Annotated in this window: 18 protein-coding genes; 10 read left to right on the forward strand and 8 right to left on the reverse strand. The window is 63.8% G+C overall.

From position 1 onward, the window contains the following. Positions 1-381 precede the first annotated feature (381 nt). A complete protein-coding gene (locus RBA40_RS26585; protein ID WP_306651278.1) occupies positions 382-717 on the forward strand; it encodes a hypothetical protein in 336 nt (111 codons plus the stop codon). A gap of 457 nt (positions 718-1,174) precedes the next feature. Continuing rightward, positions 1,175-2,842: a methyl-accepting chemotaxis protein gene (locus RBA40_RS26590; RefSeq protein WP_306651279.1), complete on the forward strand. Its 1,668-nt coding sequence runs from the start codon at positions 1,175-1,177 to the stop codon at positions 2,840-2,842. Between the two features lie 36 nt (positions 2,843-2,878). Here RBA40_RS26590 and RBA40_RS26595 read toward each other — a convergent pair whose 3' ends face one another. From RBA40_RS26595 to RBA40_RS26610, 4 genes are read right to left on the reverse strand one after another with little or no spacing between them, the layout of a single operon-like run. Then, the gene (locus RBA40_RS26595; protein ID WP_306651281.1) at positions 2,879-4,033 is read right to left on the reverse strand and encodes an FAD-dependent monooxygenase; all 1,155 of its coding nucleotides are present in this window, start codon (positions 4,031-4,033) and stop codon (positions 2,879-2,881) included. Then, on the reverse strand, positions 4,033-5,367 hold the full coding sequence (pepP, locus tag RBA40_RS26600; RefSeq protein WP_306651282.1) for a Xaa-Pro aminopeptidase: 1,335 nt from the start codon (positions 5,365-5,367) through the stop codon (positions 4,033-4,035). Before pepP ends, RBA40_RS26595 begins: the two co-directional genes overlap by 1 nt. Beyond that, the gene (gene murU / locus RBA40_RS26605) at positions 5,364-6,086 is read right to left on the reverse strand and encodes an N-acetylmuramate alpha-1-phosphate uridylyltransferase MurU (protein ID WP_306651284.1); all 723 of its coding nucleotides are present in this window, start codon (positions 6,084-6,086) and stop codon (positions 5,364-5,366) included. The genes pepP and murU overlap by 4 nt, the downstream gene beginning before the upstream one ends. Before the next feature lie 13 nt (positions 6,087-6,099). Beyond that, positions 6,100-7,155: an aminoglycoside phosphotransferase family protein gene (locus RBA40_RS26610; RefSeq protein WP_306651286.1), complete on the reverse strand. Its 1,056-nt coding sequence runs from the start codon at positions 7,153-7,155 to the stop codon at positions 6,100-6,102. Between the two features lie 97 nt (positions 7,156-7,252). Between RBA40_RS26610 and RBA40_RS26615 the strand changes: the two genes are divergently transcribed. The 5 genes from RBA40_RS26615 to RBA40_RS26635 all read left to right on the forward strand — a co-directional run bounded on the left by RBA40_RS26615 (position 7,253) and on the right by RBA40_RS26635 (position 13,200). Continuing rightward, positions 7,253-9,490 carry an LPS-assembly protein LptD gene (locus RBA40_RS26615; RefSeq protein ID WP_306651288.1) on the forward strand — a complete coding sequence of 746 codons (2,238 nt, stop codon included), beginning with the start codon at positions 7,253-7,255 and terminating at the stop codon, positions 9,488-9,490. 74 nt (positions 9,491-9,564) lie between these two features. After that, positions 9,565-10,959, forward strand: a complete 1,395-nt coding sequence (locus tag RBA40_RS26620; RefSeq protein WP_306651290.1) for a peptidylprolyl isomerase — start codon at positions 9,565-9,567, stop codon at positions 10,957-10,959. Positions 10,960-10,963: 4 nt separating this feature from the next. Further along, positions 10,964-12,022, forward strand: coding sequence for a 4-hydroxythreonine-4-phosphate dehydrogenase PdxA (gene pdxA / locus RBA40_RS26625; protein WP_306651292.1), 1,059 nt, complete (start codon positions 10,964-10,966; stop codon positions 12,020-12,022). A gap of 21 nt (positions 12,023-12,043) precedes the next feature. Further along, positions 12,044-12,823: a 16S rRNA (adenine(1518)-N(6)/adenine(1519)-N(6))-dimethyltransferase RsmA gene (gene rsmA / locus RBA40_RS26630; protein WP_306651294.1), complete on the forward strand. Its 780-nt coding sequence runs from the start codon at positions 12,044-12,046 to the stop codon at positions 12,821-12,823. 26 nt (positions 12,824-12,849) lie between these two features. Further along, complete coding sequence (locus tag RBA40_RS26635) at positions 12,850-13,200, forward strand: DUF5710 domain-containing protein (protein WP_306651296.1); 351 nt, start codon at positions 12,850-12,852, stop codon at positions 13,198-13,200. 139 nt (positions 13,201-13,339) lie between these two features. Here RBA40_RS26635 and RBA40_RS26640 read toward each other — a convergent pair whose 3' ends face one another. Next, positions 13,340-15,592, reverse strand: a complete 2,253-nt coding sequence (locus RBA40_RS26640; RefSeq protein WP_306651298.1) for a PhoX family protein — start codon at positions 15,590-15,592, stop codon at positions 13,340-13,342. Between the two features lie 240 nt (positions 15,593-15,832). On the opposite strand from RBA40_RS26640, the gene RBA40_RS26645 reads away from it, so the two are divergent. Then, positions 15,833-17,311, forward strand: a complete 1,479-nt coding sequence (locus tag RBA40_RS26645; protein ID WP_306651299.1) for a serine hydrolase — start codon at positions 15,833-15,835, stop codon at positions 17,309-17,311. 177 nt (positions 17,312-17,488) lie between these two features. Here RBA40_RS26645 and RBA40_RS26650 read toward each other — a convergent pair whose 3' ends face one another. After that, on the reverse strand, positions 17,489-18,127 hold the full coding sequence (locus RBA40_RS26650; protein ID WP_306651300.1) for a hypothetical protein: 639 nt from the start codon (positions 18,125-18,127) through the stop codon (positions 17,489-17,491). Positions 18,128-18,177: 50 nt separating this feature from the next. Further along, positions 18,178-18,786, reverse strand: coding sequence for a hypothetical protein (locus RBA40_RS26655; RefSeq protein WP_306651302.1), 609 nt, complete (start codon positions 18,784-18,786; stop codon positions 18,178-18,180). A 237-nt stretch (positions 18,787-19,023) separates the two neighbouring features. On the opposite strand from RBA40_RS26655, the gene RBA40_RS26660 reads away from it, so the two are divergent. Both RBA40_RS26660 and hrcA read left to right on the forward strand, forming a co-directional pair. Further along, a complete protein-coding gene (locus RBA40_RS26660; RefSeq protein WP_306651304.1) occupies positions 19,024-19,740 on the forward strand; it encodes an HAD family hydrolase in 717 nt (238 codons plus the stop codon). 118 nt (positions 19,741-19,858) lie between these two features. Then, positions 19,859-20,875: a heat-inducible transcriptional repressor HrcA gene (gene hrcA / locus RBA40_RS26665; RefSeq protein ID WP_306626187.1), complete on the forward strand. Its 1,017-nt coding sequence runs from the start codon at positions 19,859-19,861 to the stop codon at positions 20,873-20,875. Between the two features lie 33 nt (positions 20,876-20,908). Here hrcA and fur read toward each other — a convergent pair whose 3' ends face one another. Continuing rightward, a complete protein-coding gene (fur, locus tag RBA40_RS26670; protein ID WP_054264984.1) occupies positions 20,909-21,337 on the reverse strand; it encodes a ferric iron uptake transcriptional regulator in 429 nt (142 codons plus the stop codon). Between the last annotated feature and the right edge of the window lie 27 nt (positions 21,338-21,364).

A 21,364-nucleotide genomic window follows, 5' to 3' on the forward strand; every position in this document is an offset into this window, starting at 1 on the left:
TATATGTTGCGCATGATAAAAATTTATGTAATAGGGATTGACAATGCAAGTGGAAACAACCAACAATATTCTGAATTGCTGCCGTAATTTTTTTAAATTAGTATGTGACATTGTTGCACTTATCTTGAACCCCAATTTCTTGGCGACCAAATCCCGACAAAGTTCTGTATGTTGGAGAGAATTCGACATATCTTCGTAGCGCCGGTTGAATTTTTTCTTTGATGTACGCGCTTTCCGCCCCGCTAATTGATCATTTCGCTAAGACGAGGGATAAGTCGTACAGCAAGATTTTCTTTGTTGTTACATTGTCGGATCGGAATGCGCTTTTTCAGATGATTTGCGCCCATCGCGCGCAGATTAAAACCAAACAGGAATTTCATCATGAGTAAATCAAAACTGTGCCTTCTGGCTTCTGTTGTATCGATCTTCGCCCTGACCGGCTTCGCCCATGACGACGGGAACGGCAATTTGCATTCCACTAACAATGCCGGAGACTCGTTCAGATTCGACAAGAACAAGAAGATGGTAATGGAGAAGCCTGCGGCGCCAGCCAAGAACGGCAAGCCTGCCAAGGCGGCTGCCAAATCTGCCGGGGGCGAAAACGCCGGGGATACATTCGTGTTCAAACCACCAGCAAAAAAGAGCTGGGAGCGTGGCGAGTCCAAGGAACCGGCGGCCGGCACCAAGGACGCCCCGGAGAACGCGGGCAACCGATAACCGTACAGGGGGACGCCACAAGCCGATCCCCCAGTTTCGCCCATGCCCCACCCCATCGGAATGCATTGGCGCCGTCAATGACGGCGCTCTTGCGCCAGCCCGCTTTGGATCATTACGCTCACCCGCCCACGCCTCGGGCGTGACGATCGACCTTCCCGCTTCCCCACTTACCAGCAAGTCATCATCCGTCACGCGTGAGCCCTGGCTAGCCCGAACGTGTTGAGCCTGGTCGGCCCTGCCGCCAGCGCGCGTGGCGAAATCAGGAACGGCAAGCACACAATATTGTCGCTTGGCTTGTCGCATCACAAACACAAGCTGCGCTGAATTTGACCTATGTTGATGATGCGCCATTTAACTCCCTACCCAACTTCGGTATATTTCTTGGAGGACAGGCTTTCATGCCGCCCCGGCCGTGCGCATCCGGCTCCCGCAACCGCTAGCTGAAAGGTCACCGACCATGTTCAAAAATCTGACGATCAAGGCCCGCCTCATTTTCGTCATCGTGGTGCTCAGCGTGATTTCCCTGCTGATTGGCCTGCTCGGCTTGCGCAACCTGAGCGTGACCAACGCCTCGCTCAAAACGGTGTACGAGGATCGTCTGGTGGCGGTGGGCATGCTGGCCGAAGTGCTGACCGAAATCCAGCAAAACCAGACCGCCCTGTCGAAGGCGGTCAGCGCCGACCCGGCTGCTCTGGGCGCCGTGGCCGACGAGGTCGAGCAGCGCGTCAAGATCGTCACCGAGGTGTGGGGCAGGTTCATGCTGACCTACCTGACCCCCGAAGAAAAGATCCTTGCTTCCAAGTTCGAGGCCAGCCGGGAAGCGTTTGTGACGCAGGGCGTCAAGCCGACCCTGGCCACGTTCCGCGCCAAGGACGTGCCGGCCGCTGTCGCCCTGGTGAACGGTGCGCTGACCAAGACCTTCCAGCCCGTGCGCGAGAACATGAATGCGCTGATCAAGTACCAGCTCAGCGTTGGCAAATCCGAGTATGAGGAGGCCACGGCGCGGTTCGAGACGGCCCGCGCGCTGGCCATCGGCCTGATCGTCTTTAGCGCGGCAGTCGGCCTGCTGGTCGGCGCGGCGCTCATTCGCGGCATCTCGCGCTCGATCGCCGAAGCGCTGCGCTTTGCCAACAGCATCGCCGGGGGCAATCTGACCGACACCGTCAAGATCGAATCGAACGACGAGATCGGCCAGTTGCTCACCGCGCTGCAGAAGATGAACGACAGCCTGGTCGACGTGGTGCGTCAGGTCCGCCAGGGCACCGATACGATTTCAGTCGCCTCGTCCGAAATCGCGGCCGGCAACCAGGATCTGTCGAGCCGCACCGAGGAGCAGGCCAGCTCGCTGGAGGAAACCGCATCGTCGATGGAAGAACTCACGTCCACCGTCAAGCAGAGCGCCGACAACGCGCGCCAGGCCAGCACCCTGGCCGAAACGGCGTCGCAGGTGGCCACCAAGGGCGGCAACGTGATCGGCAACGTGGTCGATACCATGGGCCGCATCAATGAGGCCAGCAACAAGATCGTCGACATCATCGGCGTGATCGACGGGATCGCGTTCCAGACCAATATCCTGGCCCTGAATGCGGCGGTGGAAGCGGCGCGCGCGGGCGAGCAGGGACGTGGCTTTGCGGTGGTGGCGAGCGAGGTGCGCAACCTGGCGCAGCGCTCGGCGCAGGCGGCCAAGGAAATCAAGGGCCTGATCGGCAGCTCGGTCGAGCAGGTCGAGGCGGGCAGCAAGCTGGTGAACGAGGCGGGCAGCACGATGGGCGATATCGTCCAGAGCATCCGCCGGGTGACCGATATCATGGGCGACATCGCGGCCGCCACCCAGGAGCAGACCCTGGGGATCGAGCAGATCAACCAGGCTGTCACGCAGATGGACCAGGTGACGCAGCAGAACGCGGCGCTGGTGGAAGAAGCGGCGGCGGCATCGGAAGCGATGCAGGACCAGGCGCGCCAGCTGGCCGCCGTGGTCAGCGTGTTCAAGCTCAATGCCGGCAGCGCGGTGGTAGCGGCGCCAAGGCATGTGGCGGCACGGACTGCACCGAAGCCGATGGTTCGCGCGCCGGTGAAAAAGCAGTTGGCCAGCACTGCGCCGGCCGAGGATTGGGAAGAGTTTTAAGCCACGCCATTCCTGCCACTGGCAGGAATGGCGTTGTCAGCGCCGTCCGAACATCATCCATTCGCCCAGCACATTCTTCGCTGGGTTGAATGTGTCGAGCAAGCCAAGCGACAATCCCAGCAGCGCCTGCCCCGGCCCCTCATGCGCGAACGCGCGCGCCATCGTGTCGGTCAGCTCCACCACCAGCTTGCGGTCGGTTTGCCGTTCGCCCGCGAACGCAGCCAGCGCCGCCGGTCCGGCCTCGCGCGCCAGCAGCCGCGCCAGCACAGCGGCGTCGCGCAGCCCCAGATTCAATCCCTGTCCCGCCACCGGATGCAAGGTCTGCGCCGCATTCCCGACCGCCACCGTGCGCGCTGTCGCAGCCGGTTCGGCATTGAGCCCGAGCCGATACGCACCGCGCGCGCCCGTTGCGGTAAACCGTCCCAGGCGCTGTCCGAACGCCTCGCCCAGCTGCGCCAGGAAGGCCGCGTCATCGAGTGCCAGCAATGCCTGCGCGCGTTCCGGCCGCACGCACCACACCAGCGCATACTGATGGCCATCGGCGCCGTCCTGCGGCAGCAGCGCCAGCGGCCCTTCGCCGGTAAAGCGCTCGTACGCGCGATGCGCAACCGGCGCGCTGGCGCTGACGCGCGCGATCACCGCCGTCTGCCGGTAGTCGTGCGTGCGCGACCTGGCATCCTGCTCGCCGAACACGCCGCCCTCGGCCTGCACCACCACCGCCGCCGTCAGTTCGCGGCCGTCGTCGAGCGTCAGCCCGACGCCATCGGCATGCTCCGTATGGCCGGCCACGCGCGCCGGCCGTATCGCCACCACGCCGGCGCGCTCGCACGCCGCCGACAGGGCCGACACCAGGTCGCCGTAGCGCGCCACGTAACCGAGCGCCTCCACGCCATGCTCGCCGCGGTCGATCAGGCTGCGCCCGAAGTGGCCGCGGCGCGACACATGGACCTGGTGGATGGCCGTGGCGGTGGCGAGCAGAGGCCAGGCGCCGATATCTTCCAGCAGCAGGCGGCTGCCGTACGACAGCGCGATCGAGCGCGGGTCGCTCAATGCCACGCCCAGCGCCCTGGCGTCGATCAGGCCAATGCCGCTGCTTGCCATGCCGCGCCGCGCCAGCAGGGCGGCCAGCGCCATGCCCACCGGGCCGGCGCCGCAGATCGCCACATCGAACGTTGTTTGTGTGTTGTCCATCAGGTTCGCATCAGTTGTTCGATATCGTCCGCCAGCTTGGGTGCCGCGGCGCTCAGGATGGCATGCCCGCCTGGGGTGACCAGCACGTCGTCTTCGATGCGGATGCCGATGTGCCAGAACTGTTCCGGCACGCCGTCCGCCGCACGCACGTAGATGCCCGGTTCGACCGTCAGCACCATGCCCGGCTGCAGCGGGCGCGATGGCTTGCCTTCGACCGTGACGTCGCGATACGCGCCGGCGTCGTGCACGTCGAGCCCCAGCCAGTGGCCGGTGCCGTGCATGTAGAACTGCTGGTGCGCGCGCTCGGCGATGACGTCGTCCACGCTGCCGAATTTGTGTTTGTCGAGCAGGCCCAGGTCGAGCATGCCCTGCGCCAGCACGCGCGTGGCGGCGTCGTGGATGTCGCTGTATTTTTGGCCCGGCCGCACCACCGCCAGCGCCGCGCCCTGCGAGGCCAGCACCAGCTCATACAGCACCCGTTGCGGCCCGCTGAAGCGGCCGTTGACGGGGTAGGTGCGGGTAATGTCGGCGGCGTAGCTGTCCAGTTCACAGCCGGCGTCGATCAGCACCAGGTCGCCGTCGCGCGTTTGGGTATTGTTGGCGTTGTAGTGCAGCACGCAGGCATTCGCGCCCGACGCCACGATCGGCGTGTAGGCCGGATACTGGGCGCCGCTGCGGCGGAACTCGTGCAGCAGTTCCGCCTCGATCTCGTATTCGTACATGCCCGGTTTCGACGCCAGCATGGCGCGCGCATGCGCCACGCCCGAAATGGTCGCGGCGCGCAGCATCACGGCTTGTTCGGCGTCGTCCTTGAACAGCCGCATTTCGTCGAGCATGGCCAGCAGGTCGTGCGCCACCGTCGGCGCAGTGATGCCGGTGCGCGCCTGGCGCCGCACCGCCAGCAGCCAGTTCTTCATTTGCATGTCGAGCGTGGCGCTGTGCCCGAGCGCGTAATACGCCGCCGGGGCATTGGCCAGCAGCCTGGCCATTTCGGCGTCGAGCTCCTCGATCGGGAAGGCGCTATCGAAGCCGAAGGTGGCGCGTGCGCCTTCGGGGCCGTGGCGAAAGCCGTCCCAGATTTCGCGCTCGACGTTCTTCTGGCGGCAGAACAGGATCGCCTGCGCCGCCGTCGATCCGTGGGCGGCCACCAGTACCAGCACGCTATCCGGTTCCGTGAAGCCGGTCAGGTAATAAAAATAGCTGTCGTGGCGGTAGGGATAGTCGGTGTCGCTGTTGCGCTGCACTTCCGGTGCGGTCGACAGGATCGCCACCGCGCCCGGCTGCATCGCCGCGCACAGGCGCGCGCGCCGCGCTGCAAAGGGCGCGTTGTTCACGGTGCCGCCTTGCGCGCGCCCAGCGGGGCGTTGAGCTCTTCGAGCTGCGCCACCGTGCCGACGTTGACCCAGTCGCCTTCGTAGATTTCGCCGCCCACCTGGCCCAGCTGCGCGTACTGGCGGATCAGGGTGCCCAGGCGCGCATGCGTGCCCGGTTCAATCGCCTTGAACATTTCGGGCCGGTACACGCCGATGTTCGAGAAATTCCACTTGGTGTCGCCGTCGTTGGCCACTTGGTACATGGTCAGGCCGAAGTCGCCCTCGGGATTGTGGAAGGGGTTCGGCGTCAGGTAGATCCAGCAGGCGTCGCGCTTTTCCGGCGGGTAGGGATTGCCCCACATGTCTTCGTCGATCAGCACATCGGTGACCTGGGCAAAATCGAAGTAGGGGCAGTAGATGTCGGCCGACAGCACCAGGAACGGTTCGTCCCCCAGCAGGTGCAGCGCGTTGGCGATGCCGCCGGCCGTCTCCAGCGCCACCGTCTCGGGCGAGTAGACGATGCGCGCGCCGTACTTGCCGCCGTCGCCCAGCTCGCGCTCGATCGCCTCGCCCATGTACGCGTGGTTGATGACGATCTCGGTGATCCCGGCGCGCACCAGGTTCAGGATATGCCAGACGATCAGCGGACGGCCGCGCACCTTGAGCAGCGGCTTGGGACAATGGTCGGTCAACGGCCGCATGCGTTCGCCGCGGCCGGCGGCCAGGATCATGGCTTTCATGATGGGCTCCGCATCAGAAGGTGTAGCCCACTTGCGGCGCCTTGTCCTCGAAGGCGTCGAGCAGGCGCGCCAGCGGTTTGAGGACGATGTAGCGGTTGGCGGTCTTGCGCACGTAGTCGGTCACGGTGGCCAGGTCGCCCATGTAGGCGCTCTTGCCGTCGCGGTAGTTCAGGCGGCAGAAGATGCCGAGGATTTTCAGGTGACGCTGCAAGGCCATGAATTCGAAGTCCTGGTAAAAGGCGTCGATGTCGGGATTGACCGGCAGTCCGACCGCCTTGGCGCGCTGCCAGTAGCGCACCACCCAGTCGAGCACGATCTCTTCATCCCACTGCACATAGGCGTCGCGCAGCAGCGAGGCCAGGTCGTAGGTGACCGGGCCGAACACGGCATCCTGGAAGTCCAGCACGCCCGGATTGCCCTGGTCCATGAACATCAGGTTGCGCGAATGGAAATCGCGGTGCATGAAAACTTGCTGCTGGGCCAGGTTGTTGGCGATGATCGCCTCGAACACCTTGTTCAGCTGCGTGGTCTGTTCCGGCGTCATGGTCACGCCCAGATGCTTGCCGACGAACCATTCAGGGAACAGGTTCAGCTCGCGTTCGATGAAGGCGCGGTCGTATTCCGGCAGCACGCCCGGTTCGCTGGTGAGCTGGAACTTGATCAGGGAGTCGACCGCGTCCGAGTACATGAACGGCGCGTTGTCGACGTCCAGGCGCTGCAGGTAAGTGGTGGTGCCCAGGTCCGACAGCAGCAGGAAGCCGTTGGCCACATCCTGCGCCACGATGGCCGGCACCGAGACGCCGGCCGCGAGCAGCAAGCCTTGCACGTGGATGAAGGCCGGCACGTTTTCGCGCTCGGGCGGGGCATCCATGGCGATCAGGGTCTCGCCGAGCCTGGCGCGCAGTTCGGGCGCGACGTCGAGCCGGAAGTAGCGGCGGAAGCTGGCGTCGGCCGAGGCCGGACGGCGCGATTCGACCTGCACCAGGCCGAGCGTATCGAGCCAGGTGGTGAGCTGCGTCAGGCGGGTGTCCGACGATGTTGCGGGGGTGGTGGGGAGCGTTGAAGACATGATGCAGCCTGAGAATCCGATTGAAGGTGAAGATTCCCATATAATAAGGGATTAAACTCAAAAAATCGCCTGCCATGGTGTTTGCACACGTCATTTCATGAGCTGGAAAAAACCGGCAGCTCTCCCCTCGCAGCGTTGGGCCTATGCCCTGACGGCGCTCGTCACCGCCACCGCGGTGCCCTTGCACGCCCAAACCGTCCAGAACGTCCAAAAGCGCGAACGTACCGAAGATCCGAACCTGCCCGTTACCGTGCGCGCAGAGGAAATTTCCGGCCGCCCCGAACGCGAACTCATTCTTGAGCGCAAAGTCGAACTGAGCCGGGGACAAACCCGGATGAAAGCCGACCGCGCCTGTTTCAAGAACGTCGAGAATGAAGTCACCGCCAACGGCAATGTCTGGATGGAACGCTTCGGCGACACCTACAAGGGCGAGGAGCTGCAGCTGAACTTGTCTTCGGGCAAGGGCTGGGTGCTGCGTCCCGAGTACCGCATGGAGCTCAACAACGCGCAGGGCTCGGCCAAGCGCGTCGACTTCATCAGCGAAGACGAGGCCATCGTCACCGACGGCACCTACACCACCTGCGAAGGCCTCACGCCCGACTGGTACCTCAAATCGAACACCCTGCGCCTCGACGCCGGGCGCGACGTGGGCGTGGCCGGCAAGACCGTGATCTATTTCAAGGGCGTGCCGATCATCGGCACGCCGGCGCTGTCGTTCTCGCTGTCGGGCGCGCGCCGCTCCGGCTGGCTGCCGCCGACCGTGGGCCTGCGCTCCAAGGGCCGGGCCGAGGTCTTGCAGCCTTACTACGTGAACATCGCTCCCAACCGCGACCTGACCCTGTATCCGCGCTGGATGCTCGACCGCGGCATCCAGTTCGGCGCCACCGGGCGCTACCTGGGCGAAAACGACTACGGCGGCTATGCGGGCCAGACCCACGCCGAGGTCCTGCCCAACGATAAAGTCACCAAGACCGACCGCTGGCGCGTCAATTCGCAGCACAACCAGGGCGTCGCGCGCGGCCTGTCGTTCGGCTGGAACCTGAACGGCGCTTCGGATGACAATTATCCGAGCGACTTCTCGCAGTCGATTTCCAGCAGCGCCGAACGCCAGCTGGTGCGCGAAGTGCGCACCGACTATCGCGCCGAGCACTGGAACATGTCGCTGCGGGCGCAGAGTTACCAGATTTTGCAGGACCCGAATTTTTTCATCGCGCGTCCGTACGCGCGCTTGCCGGAACTGCTGATTCACGCGGGCCGCTACGACGTCAACGGCTTCGACTGGGCGGTCGACACCGAAATCACCCGTTTTTCGCATCCGGACCTGCCGACCGGCAACCGTGCGGTGCTGATGCCGCAAGTCAGTTATCCGATCGTGCGGCCCGGTTACCACATCACGCCCAAGCTCAGCCTGCACGCCAGCGCCTATGAGCTCAGCCGTGGAGCCGACACCGCCGCCAACGCCGCCGCCGCCCCCAATTCGCTCACGCGCGTGCTGCCCACCTTTTCGCTCGACAGCGGCCTGGTATTCGAGCGCGACGCCAAGCTGGCCGGGCGCAAGATGACGCAAACGCTCGAACCGCGCCTGTTCTATGTGTACACGCCGTACAAGGACCAGAGCAAGTTCCCCAATTTCGATACGTTCGAGGCCAGCTTCAACATGGCCCAGATCTTCAACGAAAACCGCTTCATCGGCCATGACCGGGTCTCGGACGCGAACCAGTTGACTGCGGCCCTGGTCTCACGCTTTCTCGAATCGAACGGCGCCGAGCGTCTGCGCCTGGTGTTCGGGCAGCGCTTTTACCTGAACGAGCAGCGCGTCCAGCTGCTGGCCAACGCCCCGCGCACCGAAAGCCGCTCCGACGTGCTGCTGCAGGCGTCCGGACGGATTTCCGAGAAATGGAACTTCGACAGCGCGGTGCAATACAATGCCAGCGCCAGCAGCGTGGTCGCGTCCAACTACGGAGTGCAGTGGCAACCGGGCGAGAAAAAGGTCATCAACGCCGAATATCGCTTCCTGCGCGACAGCGTCAAGAATGCGATGATATCGTCGCAGTGGCCGCTGTCGGCGCGCTGGTATGGCGTGGGCCGCATGAATTACTCGGTCCTGAGCCACAAGGTGGTCGAAAGCCTGGTCGGGCTGGAATATCAGGCCGATTGCTGGGTGTTCCGCATGGGCGGCCAGCGTTTTGTGACGACCACGCGCAATACCTCGACCCAGGCGTTCGTCCAGCTTGAGCTGAACGGCCTGTCCAAGCTTGGTTTCGGCAGTCCGCTCGAATCGTTTTACAAGAGCGTTCCAGGTTACACGAGGCTCAATCCGGGCCCGAGCCGTTAAGCGGGACGTCGGATTTTTTATTCACCGAATTTCACCTGAATATGAGTGCTTCCCAGATTATGCGTAATATCCGTATGCACCAACTCAAGATCGCAGCGACGCTGCTGTGCGCCCTGTGCGCCGGACAGGCCGCCGCGCAGGGCGCTCCGGCCAAGCCGGGCGCCCCGGTCAAGCCGGCCGCGGCGCCGGCCGCCAAGCCGTCGGGCGGCTTTCTGCCGCCGGCATCGGCGTCCGCCAATGTCATCGATTCGATCGCCGTGGTGGTCAACGATGAAGTCATTACCCGCAACGAAATCGCCGCGCGCGTGCGCGCCGTCGAAGGCGCGATGAAGTCGCAGAACGCGCCGGTGCCCGAAGCGGCCGACCTGCAGCGCCAGGTGGTCGAGCGCATGATCGTCGAACGCGCCCAGATGCAGCTGGCCAAGGAAATGGGCGTGCGCGTCGACGACACCATGCTCGACCGCGCCATCGGCCGCATCGCCGAGCAGCAAAAGATGTCGGTGCAGGAGATGCGCAACCAGATGGAAAAGAGCGGCACCACCTTCGCCGCCTTCCGCGAAGAGATCCGCAGCGAGATCATGATGCAGCGCCTGCGCGAGCATGAAGTCGACAACAAGATCCAGATTTCCGACGCCGAAGTCGACACCTACCTGGCCGCCGAAAAAGCCGCCGCCGCCGACAAGGTCGAAATGAACCTGTCGCAGATCATGGTGCGCATCCCCGAAAACGCCTCGCCCGAGCAGATCGCCGCGCGCCGCGCGCGTGCCGACGAAGTGATGCGCCAGCTGCGTACCGGCGCCGATTTCGCCAAGATCGCCGCCACCTATTCCGATTCGAGCGATGCGCTCAAGGGTGGCGAAATCGGCTGGCGCAATACCGACCGCCTGCCGCCGCTGTTCTCCGACGCCCTGTCCAAGCTCAAGCCGGGCCAGGTCACGCCGGTCCTGAAAAGCACCACCGGTTTCCACATCCTCAAGATGGTCGACAAGCGCAACCTGGCCGACACCACCGCGCCGGCGGCGGTGCAGCAGACGCGCGCGCGCCACATCCTGCTCAAGGTCAGCCCGACCATGACGGCGGCCGACGCCAAGCGCAAGCTGACCGAACTGAAGGAACGCCTCGACAACAAGGCCGCCAAGTTCGAGGAACTGGCGCGCCTGTTCTCCAACGATGGCTCGGCCAGCAAGGGCGGCGACCTCGGTTGGCTCTACCCGGGCGACGTCGTGCCCGAATTCGAGACCGCCATGAGCACGCTCAAGCCGGGCGAGCTCAGTGGCGTGGTCGAAACGCCGTATGGTTTCCACCTGATCGAAGTGATGGAACGCAAGAGCGACGACCAGAACAAGGAACGGGTGCGCATGGCCGCGCGCCAGGTGATCCGCGACCGCAAGCTCGAAGAAGCCACCGAAGACTGGGCGCGCCAGGTGCGCGACCGCGCCTACGTCGAGTTCCGCGACGAAAACAAGTAAGCCGATGCACCAGGCAAGCACACGGCCGGCGATCGCCATCACCACGGGCGAACCGGCCGGGATCGGGCCCGAAATCTCGATCCGCGCCGCCTGGGCCATGCGCGCGCAGGTCAACTGCGTGCTGCTCGGCGATGCCGCCTTCCTGGCGCTGACCGCCAGCCTGATCGACCCCGATATCAAACTGGCCGCGCTGTCGGTGCAGGCGCTGCGCAACGGCGGCCTGCCGCAGTTCGGGCCTTCCCGCATCGCCGTCATCGACGTGCCGCTCGGCGCCCATGTGGTGCCGGGCGTACTCGATCCGGCCAATGGGCGCGCGGTGCTGGCCACGCTCGACCTGGCGGTCGAAGGCGCGCGTGCCGGCTGGTTCGACGCCATCGTCACCGCGCCCCTGCAAAAAAGCACCATCAACGACGCCGGCGTGGCTTTTTCGGGCCACACCGAATACCTGGCCGACAAGACCGGCACGGACCAGGTGGTGATGATGCTGGCCGGCGAGACTGAACCCGGCAATCTGCCGCTGCGGGTGGCGCTGGCCACCACGCACCTGCCGCTCAAGGATGTCTCGGCGGCGATTACCCGTGACGGCTTGGGACGCGTGGTCGGCATCATCGACGCCGACCTGAAGACCAAATTCGGCATTGCATCGCCACGCATCCTGGTCACCGGCCTCAATCCGCACGCGGGCGAGAACGGCTACCTGGGACGCGAAGAAATCGACACCATCACACCGGCATTGGAGCAGGCGCGCGCGCGCGGCATCGATGCGCGCGGGCCGTATCCGGCCGATACCCTGTTCCAGCCCAAGTACCTGAGGGAGGCCGACTGCGTGCTGGCCATGTACCACGACCAGGGCCTGCCGGTGCTCAAGTACGCCACCTTCGGACGCGGCGTGAACATCACGCTCGGCCTGCCGCTGATCCGCACCTCGGTCGACCATGGCACCGCGCTCGACCTGGCTGCCGCGGGCCTCGGGCGCGCCGACTGCGGCAGCATGGAACAAGCCATCCGCACCGCATTGCACATGGTGGACGCCGCCGCGGCCCATGGTGCATCGCACCTTTAGAACAGAATCGAGAAGAAGAATATGAAACACGTCGCCCGCAAGCGCTTCGGCCAGAATTTTTTGACCGACAAACTCGTCCTCGATAACATCATCGACGCCATCGGACCCGAGAAGGGCCAGGCGATGGTCGAAATCGGGCCCGGGCTGGCCGCCATGACGGCGCTGCTGCTCAAGCGCCTGGACCACATGCACGTGGTGGAGCTGGACCGCGACCTGGTCGCGCGCCTGGAAAACAACTTCCCGCGCGAGAAGCTGACCATTCACTCGGGCGACGCGCTCAAGTTCGACTACGGCCAGATCCCGGTGCCGGAAGGGCAGAAGCTGCGCGTGGTCGGCAACCTGCCGTACAACATTTCGAGCCCGCTGCTGTTTCACCTGGCCGAATTCGCGCACCTGATCGAAGACCAGCATTTCATGCTGCAGAAGGAAGTCGTCGAGCGCATGGTGGCGGCGCCGGGCAGCAAGGTGTACGGACGCTTGTCCGTGATGCTGCAGTGGCGCTACGACATGTCGCTGATGTTCATCGTGCCGCCGACCGCGTTCGATCCGCCGCCGCAGGTGGAGTCGGCGATCGTGCGCATGGTGCCCGTCGCGCGCAAGCTGGCCTGTGACGGCCCGACGTTGGAGGCGGTGGTGATGAAGGCGTTTTCGCAGCGCCGCAAGGTGATCCGCAACTGCGTGGCCGGGATGTTTACCGAAGCGCAGCTGGTCGAGGCGGGCATCGATCCGTCGACGCGTCCTGAGACGGTGAGCCTGGCGCAGTATGTGGCGCTGTCCAATTTGCTCAAGCAACCGGCCTGATTGGCCGACCTGATGGGAGCATTGTCATGATCATGCTGAAAGTCCCGTACGCCGAAAAAGACGAGGCCAAGGCCCTGGGTGCGCGCTGGAACAAGGATAGCAAGCTGTGGTACGTGCCCGATGGCGTGGATGCGGCGCCGTTCCAGCGCTGGGTGCTCAAGGGCGTGCCGCCGAGTCCCGCCAAGGCCTCCGGCGCGCCGGCGGGCAGGGTTGATTCGTATGTGGGCAAGCAGGTCGTGGGAGCGCGCTACGTGGCGCTGGAACACGGGTGCAATCCGTTTGAGGCGTGCCCGGAATGCCAGCCGAAGCTGGCGGCATCGGGATGGACGGATGCCCGCGCCGAGGTGCTGCGGATTGTGGGGGGGCTGACGACCTGAAGCCGCGTCAAATGCTATTCGTCGCTCACTCGTTACTATCCTTCGTCCACAAACCTTAAAACCGTCATTCCCTCGAAGGCGGGAAGTCATTTCTACCAATGGTAGGAATGACGGTTTTTAAGTTAGTGGCTAATGGTCCTTACGTCCCGATCCGCCCACCATCGTTCTTGGTAATCACGATGGTCGCCGAACGTGGGCGCTTGCCGGCGCCGTAGCCGGCATTGCTCGGCCACTGGCTGGTGTACTTCGACGGATCGGCCAGATTGGCCTGCGCCGTGTTTTCACCCGGGTGCTGGATATTGATGAACATCGACTTCCCATCCGGCGTTTCGCAGATGCCCGTGATTTCCGACCCCACCGGCCCGACCAGGAAGCGCTTGAGCGTATCCGCGGTCGGCTTCTTGCCCACATAGGTATCGACCGCCAACGTGCCGCCATTGGCCTTCGGGTGGTTCAAGGTGACCTTGGCGCCATCGCCGACCGTGCCCGGGACGGCGGCGAGCATCATGCAGTTGCTGACGTCCGTGAAGGCACCGTCGTCGGTCTGGATCCAGCAGATGCCGGTGTACGGGCTGAATGCCAGGCCGTCCGGGCTCGAAAAATCCTGGTCCGCGGTCAGGTTCGACAGATTCACAAAACCGCCATTCGCACCCGCTTCGGCGCCGAACAGGTACACGTCCCACGTAAAGCTGGTCGCAGCCGCGGCGCCCGCGCCTTCCTTCATGCGCAGGATATGGCCGTTCGGATTACCCGTTTGGGCCGAGCTGCCTTTCATGTCCGTGTAGGCGCGCGGGTTGGCGCTGTCGGGTACCAGCTGCGAGGCGGTCGGGTCGACCGCACGGTTCGAGTTGTTGGTCAGCGAGTAGTAGATCTCTCCATTGGCCGGATTGACCGAGCACCATTCCGGACGGTCCATCTTGGTCGCGCCAACCGCATCAGCGGCCAGGCGGGCGTTGATGGCGATGTCGGCCTGGTCGGCGAACTTGTACGCGCCGTACGCGGCAATCGCGGCGTTCGACATGGCCAGTTCGATCCACTGGCCGCTGCCGTCGGCATTGAGCTTGGCGACATACAGCTTGCCGCTGTCGAGGTATTTGTCGCCCGTGGCCATGCGGTCGTTCGCGGTGGCGTCGGCGGCGGCCCACACGGCGGTCGAGACGAATTTGTAGATGTATTCATTGCGCGAATCGTCGCCCATGTACACGGCCAGCTGCTGGCCGACCACCGGGTTGCCGAAGGCGGCGCTTTCGTGCGCGTAGCGGCCCAGCGCGGTGCGCTTCTTGGCCAACTTGGACTTGTCGTACGGGTCCATTTCGACGATGTAGCCCATGCCGTTCATTTCATTGCGGTAGTCGTCGCTGCCGTCGAGCGATGCGCCCTTCTTGCTGATGTCCCAGCGTGCGTACTTGTCGTCGGCGCCGGCGCTTTCCCAGCCGTGGCGCGAGGCGGCGCCCTGGTTGCGGCCGTAGCGCTTGAGCGACGCGAGGCTCTTGTCGCCGGCACGGGCGGCATCGTCGGCGGCGCCGCGCACGAAGTAGCCGGACCAGTTTTCTTCACCGGTCAGGAACGAGCCCCAAGGCGACTTGCCGGTGCCGCAGTTGTTCAGGGTGCCGCGCGTCTTGGTCGCGGTCGGCGAGTATTTGGTTACCAGCAGCGCATTGCCGCGCGCGGGGCCGGACAGCTCGATGTCGGTCAGCGGCGTGATGCGGCGGTTGAACGACGAATCCTTGACGTAGGCCCAGGCGCTGCCGGTCTTCCTGACTTCGACCACGCTCACGCCGTGGATCGCCACTTCCTTGTCCACTTCCGCGGCGGGGCGCGGCAGGGTGGTCACGCCGCCACTGGCGTGCAGGAAGAAGGACGACAGTTTGGCGTCGGTGGTCGCTTCATGGTTCACCGCCAGCAGGCCGCGCTCGGAACCGCTGGTGGTGGCGGCGCCGCTCGCCGACAGGCCGTAGAACTCCATGCCGTCATGATGGTCGCCGGCGCGGGTCTCGAAATCGCCGTCGGTGCCGTCGTTCTTGTAGGCAGCGGTGGTGCCGTTGAGCGGGTCGCCCAGCGCATAAATGACGGACGCGGTGTAGCCGGCCGGGACGCTGACGATGTCGGCCAGGCTTTTCGGAACGGCGGTGAACGCCAGCAGTTTTTCAGCCGGGACCGGCGTCGGGGTCGGCGTCGGAGTAACCGGTCCTGGGCTGTCATCGCTGCTGCAGGCCGACAAACCGACTGCGCCGAAGATCGCCGTGGCGGCCGACGCCATGCCGCCGCGCAGCAGGCTGCGGCGGCTCAGGCGGGCATTGAGCACTGTATTGAAGTGTTCATTCGGCGAATCGTTGCAGTCGATATCATCTGGGTCGATGGACGTGCGAACCAGATCGTTTGGCTTGTTCATGAAGGTCCTATGGCTGGGGGTTGATTTAGCAAGCCGGATTCTAGCCATCCCAGATGACCGTGCCGTGACGGCAAGATGACCGGATGATGACAGGCAGCGCCCCGCTTATTCGGCATGCATGGCGCGCAAGGCGATCCATGCAGAAAAATCGTTTCCAAAGGGCCAACATTGCTCTTGCTTATGCCATGATGGGCGCTGCTTGCCGAACCATTTGCCCTCACCATGAAGGAACGTCATCCGATGAGTTTTCCCCGCACACTGTGTCTCCTGCTCGCTGGCCTGGCCGTCAGTCTGCCGGGCGCGAGCGCCCTGGCCGCGCCGACGGCCACCGCCGCCGCCGCAACGGCCGACAGCGCCGCCAACAAGGCAGTCCTGGAATTCATTCGCGCCGAGATGGAGGAACGCCGCATTCCGGGCTTGCAGATTGCCGTGATCCGCCACCGGAAAGTGGTGCTCTCGAGCGCGCTCGGCGTGGCCAGCATCCAGCACGGGGTCGCGGTCGACAAGCACAGCGTGTTTTCGCTTAATTCCGCGACCAAGCCGTTCACCGGCGTGGCCATCATGCAGCTGGTTGAACAGGGCAAGCTCGCCCTCGACGCGCCGGTGTCGCGCTATCTCGATGGCTTGCCGGCCGCGTGGCAGGGGGTGACCGTGGCCCAGCTGCTCAATCACACGTCCGGGCTTCCCGACGTCCTCGATGCGGAAGGCGACCTGCTGCCGGGCGGCATGGAGGGGGCGTGGAAGAGCGCGCAAACGCTGCCGGTGCAGTTCGCGCCCGGCCAGCGCTTCAGCTATAACCAGACCAATTACGTACTGCTGGGGAAAATCATCGACCGCCTCAGCGGCGAGCCTTTCCTGGCGTTTATCCGGCACGGGCAGTTCGACGTGGCCGGCATGCCCGACAGCTCCTTCGGCGACAGCGGGGACATCATCAGGAATAAGGCCAATTCCTACCGCTTCGGACGCGACGGTACGCTGCGCAACGTGATCGAGGAGTTTCCGCCGGCAATGCGCACGGGAGCCGGCATGAATACCACTGCCACCGAACTGGGCAAATGGATCGTGGCCCTGCAGCAGGGACGCCTGCTCAAGCCGGCGAGCATGGCCGCGATGTGGACGCCATCGTCCTTCGCCGATGGGCGGCCGGCACCGTGGGCGATGGGCTGGCCGGCGATCCGCCGCGGCGAACAGCCGCACCGGGCGGTGGCGGGCATCGGGGGCGGGCGTTCGGCCTTCTATATGTATCCCGACGACGACCTGGCGGTGATTATCCTGACCAACCTGGCCGGCGCCCGGCCGGATCAGATGATCGATACCGTGGCGGGATTTTATGTGAAGGGCCTGCGCGTCACCGGCGGCGGCGGCTATGCCCTGTTTCGCTTGCGCGAGCAGACCGGCCGCGGCGGTTTTGATGATATCGACGCGACACTGCGGCAGGTGACGCAGCAATATGGGGTGCCGAACCCGTCCGAGGGCAGCCTGAACGGCTGGGGCTACCGCCTGCTGTCGCGCAAGCAGCTTAAGCCGGCCATTGCGGTGCTCGGCCTGGCTACGCGCCTGTATCCGGACAGCGCCAATGCCCATGACAGCCTGGCCGAAGCGTACCAAGCTCTTGATGACCATGTGCTGGCGATCCGCCATTACCGGCGTTCGCTGGAACTGAATCCGGAAAACCGCAATGCGGCGGACCACTTGAAAGCGCTGGAAAAAAAGAAGTAGCGCGAAAATCAGGACAAAAAAAAGCCCGCTGTGAAGCGGGCTTGAAATCCAATTCTTTTTGAGGAGAGTTGGAGGAGACAGGTGCAATTATGCTGCGCTACAGCATATCAAGCCAATTTATCTTTGTAATATCAGTTATAGCTTTTGCAAATATCACCGTCACCATCCCCGGCCGCCTTATTTTTCGCGGCAAGTCACGTCGATGTTGGTGACGTCGGCATCGCCCTTCTCGCCAGTGCCCATGATGCCAACGCCGCGCTCGACCGTGCACACATACTTGCCGCCGTCCGGCTGGGTCAGCACCGAGACGCCGTAGCTGGTACCGTAGGGGATTGCCCTGGCGAATTTGTACGCCGTGGCATCCTTGGGCATGCTGTATCTGTCGTTGCTGCCGTTGATCAGCACCAGGCCGTCGCCCGTATAGGGAAGGACCTTGCCGTCGGCGCCGATCACCTTGACCGCGCCGCCGATCGAAAACGCGTTGTCGATACACCTGATGAACACGTTGATGGAAGCCTGGCGCCCGGCGGTGTCCTTGCCGCTGTCCAGCGGCGCCAAATTGCAGGACTGGTGCAGCGCACTGGTCACGACCTTGACATCGTAGGGCACGCCGTATTCGATCGTGTTGGGGAAGCGGAAACTGGTGGCGTTGGCATCGACCGCCAGGTTTTGCATGCCGACGTTGCTCAGTACCAGGCCGGAATACTTCAGGTTTTCAATTTTGCCTTCAACAGGGAAGGTCGCTTTGCCGCCGCAAGCGGACAGGCCCACAACGAGGGCCAGCAGCAGCGAATGGCGCAGGACGGATAACTTCATAGAATTCTCCAGGGGAAAAGGCGCCGCCCGCGCAGGGGCGGCTGCCGGGATCAGTTGCAGGTGATGAGGATGTTGTCGACGTCGGCTTTGCCCATCGTGCCGACGGCGTTGTCAATCCGGCAAGTCAGGCCCGGCGGCTGTTGCAGCACGCTCACGCCGTAGGCCAGGGTTTCGCCGACCTGGCCGAGCTTGTCTTTTTTATTTTCAGCCAGCTGGGTCATGTTGAATTCAGTGTCGTTGGCGGGAATCTTCAGGCGATGGTCACCGTTGATGATGACCAGCGGGCCGCTCGTCAGGCCGCTGATCTTGCCTTTGAGGTCGTGCGGGATCAGGGTGCAGCGCACCTTGATGTTGCCGACGCCGTAGACGCTCGACTTACCCTTGCCGTTTTCCACGCTGCAGTTGGCGTTCGATGGCGGCGACTTGACGGTGATGTCGAATTCGGTATTGTTGGCGATCAGGTCGGGAAATGCGAAGCTGGTGGCGTTCGGTTCGATCTTGAGTTCCGGGCCGCCCTTATTTTGCAGCACCAGACCGGACACGGTCACATTCTCCAAGGTGCCGCCCAGCCGCACGGTGCCATCATCGTCGCCGCCGCAAGCGGCCAGACTCAGCGCGCACGACAGTGCCACGGCGGAACGCAGGTACAGATTTTTCATACTTTCTCCAAAACGAATGCGGTAAGGTGGGAAGGCTGGGCCGCCGATGGACAGCCTGATGTGGACGTCATTTTAGTGCATTTGTTAACGCGGCGGCTCATTGCCTTGTATCGGTGTGTAAGGGCGTATCGCCTTGGCGGGCCTTGACGCGCCGGCTTGGCACACCGGCAGGCGCGACGATTGATTTTCGGCGCCGCCCTCGTTATGCTGGAACCAGACCCACTACCGAGCCAGAACATGAGCACCACGCCGCGCCGCACCTGGCCCAAAGCCATCCTGTTCGACCTGGACGATACCCTGTGGCCGATCGCCCCGGTCATCCTGCAAGCCGAGCAAACCCTGCACACCTGGCTGCACAGCAACGCGCCGCGCGTGGCCGAGCGCTTCACCATCGACGCCCTGCGCCAGGCGCGCCTGGCCCTGCTGGCCCAGCAGCCCGAGTTCGAGCTCGACCTGGGCGCCCTGCGCCGCGCCGGCCTGCTGTCGGCGTTCGAGGCGGCCGGCGAAGATGCCGCCAAGGTCGAGCAGGCCATGGTCCATTTCTATGCCGCGCGCAACGCCGTCATTCCCTACGACGACGTGGTGCCCGGGCTGCTGCGCCTGAAAGGCCGCTCCCTGCTCGGTTCGGTTACCAACGGCAATGCCGATTTGCAGGCGATCGGCCTGTCGCACCATTTCAAGGTGTCGGTGGCGGCCAGCCAGTTCGGCCGCGCCAAGCCGGACCCGGCCATTTTCCTGGCCGCCTGCGAGGAACTCGGGGTCGACCCGGCCGATTGCGTGTATGTGGGCGACGATGTGCTGCTCGACGTGCAGGGTGCCCAGCGCGCCGGGCTGCGCGCGGTCTGGCTCAACCGCACCGGCAGCGCGCGCCACCTCGAACACGGCGTGGTGCCGGACGCCATCTGCCGCAGTTTCGACGAGCTGCTCGACTGGCTCAAGCGCGAGCACGATTGAGGCGGCCGGGACGCGCAGTCGACATTACTGCACACCATGCCTGCGAACGTGCATAATAAGGGGGATCAGCACTTGTGCTTGTCCTTGTCTTTGTCCTTACTGCACCCCACCTAGAATCATGCAACTCGATACCCGTGCGCAAACGCTGCTCAAAGCCCTGGTCGAACGGTACATCGCCGACGGCCAGCCGGTCGGGTCGCGCGCGCTGTCGAAAATTTCCGGACTCGACCTCTCGCCCGCGACCATCCGCAACATCATGGCCGACCTGGAAGAGCTGGGGTATGTGGCCAGTCCGCACACCTCGGCCGGACGCATTCCGACCCCGCGCGGCTACCGCATTTTTGTCGATACCTTGTTAACTGTGCAACACCTGGACGAGCACGCCGTCGATGGACGGCTGCGCCTGCCGGCCCAGCAGCCGCAAAAGATGATCGCCAACGCGGCGCAAATGCTGTCGTCGCTGTCGCAGTTCGCCGGCGTGGTGCTCAGCCCGCGGCGCGAATCGGTGTTCCAGCAGATCGAATTTTTGCGCCTGTCCGAAAAGCGCATCCTGCTGGTGATCGTCGATCCGCGCGGCGACGTGCAAAACCGCCTGCTGCTGACCGAGGCCGACTACACCCCGGCCCAGCTGGTGCGCTCGGCCAATTACATCAACCAGAATTACGGCGGCCTGTCGTTCGACGACGTGCGCACGCGCCTGACCAGCGAATTGCGCCAGTTGCGCGACGATATGGGCAGCCTGATGCAGGCAGCGGTCGAGGCCGGCAGCGAAGCGATGGCCGACCAGTCGGACGACATGGTCATTTCCGGGGAGCGCAACCTGCTCAGCGTGTCGGACTTGTCGTCGAACATGACGTCGCTGCGCCAGATGTTCGACATGTTCGAGCAAAAGACCGGGCTGATGCAGCTGCTGGACGTGTCGAGCAAGGCCACCGGCGTGCAGATTTTCATCGGTGGCGAATCGAACCTGGTGCCGATGGATGAAATGAGCGTGGTCACGGCGCCGTACGAGGTCAACGGCAAGATCGTCGGCACCCTGGGCGTGATCGGGCCGACCCGCATGGCTTACGAGCGCGTCATTCCGATCGTGGACATCACGGCCAAGCTGCTGTCGAACGCGCTCAGCCACTCCTAGGCGGCGGCGCGCGTTGCCAGCATCAGGCCGGCATCAGGTTTTGTGGGGGCAGGCAGGCTTGACGCAGTTGCCGTAAATCGCCAGCGCGTGTTCGGCAATCTTGAAGCCGCGCTCGACCGCCACCTTGTGCTGGCGCGATTCGATTTCTTCGTCGTAGAACTCTTCCACGCGCCCGCAGTCGAGGCACACCAGGTGGTCGTGGTGCGAACCGGCGTTGAGCTCGAAAATCGCCTTGCCAGTTTCAAAATGGTTGCGGTTGAGCAGGCCGGCCTGCTCGAACTGGGTCAGTACGCGGTATACGGTGGCCAGGCCGACATCCATATTATCGGTCAGCAAAATCTTGTAAACATCTTCCGCGGTCAGGTGGCGCACCTCGCTGTTCTGGAAAATCTCGAGGATTTTAAGACGGGGCAGGGTGGCTTTCAGGCCGCTGGCTTTGAGGTCGCTAGGATTGTTACTCATGTTTGTTACTCGTATATTGGCGTAGTG

It is taken from the genome of Massilia pseudoviolaceinigra (assembly GCF_030846505.1).
Taxonomy (GTDB): Bacteria; Pseudomonadota; Gammaproteobacteria; order Burkholderiales; family Burkholderiaceae_D; genus Telluria_A; species Telluria_A violaceinigra.

Bases quoted from the DNA above. Each gene is read 5' to 3' on its own strand.
- RBA40_RS26620 (WP_306651290.1), top strand. From the start codon at position 9,565: ATGCACCAACTCAAGATCGCAGCGACGCTGCTGTGCGCCCTGTGCGCC.
- RBA40_RS26635 (WP_306651296.1), top strand. From the start codon at position 12,850: ATGATCATGCTGAAAGTCCCGTACGCCGAAAAAGACGAGGCCAAGGCC.
- RBA40_RS26585 (WP_306651278.1), top strand. From the start codon at position 382: ATGAGTAAATCAAAACTGTGCCTTCTGGCTTCTGTTGTATCGATCTTC.
- RBA40_RS26655 (WP_306651302.1), bottom strand. From the start codon at position 18,786: ATGAAAAATCTGTACCTGCGTTCCGCCGTGGCACTGTCGTGCGCGCTG.
- RBA40_RS26610 (WP_306651286.1), bottom strand. From the start codon at position 7,155: ATGTCTTCAACGCTCCCCACCACCCCCGCAACATCGTCGGACACCCGC.
- pdxA (WP_306651292.1), top strand. From the start codon at position 10,964: ATGCACCAGGCAAGCACACGGCCGGCGATCGCCATCACCACGGGCGAA.
- rsmA (WP_306651294.1), top strand. From the start codon at position 12,044: ATGAAACACGTCGCCCGCAAGCGCTTCGGCCAGAATTTTTTGACCGAC.
- RBA40_RS26640 (WP_306651298.1), bottom strand. From the start codon at position 15,592: ATGAACAAGCCAAACGATCTGGTTCGCACGTCCATCGACCCAGATGAT.
- RBA40_RS26650 (WP_306651300.1), bottom strand. From the start codon at position 18,127: ATGAAGTTATCCGTCCTGCGCCATTCGCTGCTGCTGGCCCTCGTTGTG.
- fur (WP_054264984.1), bottom strand. From the start codon at position 21,337: ATGAGTAACAATCCTAGCGACCTCAAAGCCAGCGGCCTGAAAGCCACC.
- RBA40_RS26660 (WP_306651304.1), top strand. From the start codon at position 19,024: ATGAGCACCACGCCGCGCCGCACCTGGCCCAAAGCCATCCTGTTCGAC.
- murU (WP_306651284.1), bottom strand. From the start codon at position 6,086: ATGAAAGCCATGATCCTGGCCGCCGGCCGCGGCGAACGCATGCGGCCG.
- hrcA (WP_306626187.1), top strand. From the start codon at position 19,859: ATGCAACTCGATACCCGTGCGCAAACGCTGCTCAAAGCCCTGGTCGAA.
- RBA40_RS26645 (WP_306651299.1), top strand. From the start codon at position 15,833: ATGAGTTTTCCCCGCACACTGTGTCTCCTGCTCGCTGGCCTGGCCGTC.
- RBA40_RS26590 (WP_306651279.1), top strand. From the start codon at position 1,175: ATGTTCAAAAATCTGACGATCAAGGCCCGCCTCATTTTCGTCATCGTG.
- RBA40_RS26615 (WP_306651288.1), top strand. From the start codon at position 7,253: ATGAGCTGGAAAAAACCGGCAGCTCTCCCCTCGCAGCGTTGGGCCTAT.
- RBA40_RS26595 (WP_306651281.1), bottom strand. From the start codon at position 4,033: ATGGACAACACACAAACAACGTTCGATGTGGCGATCTGCGGCGCCGGC.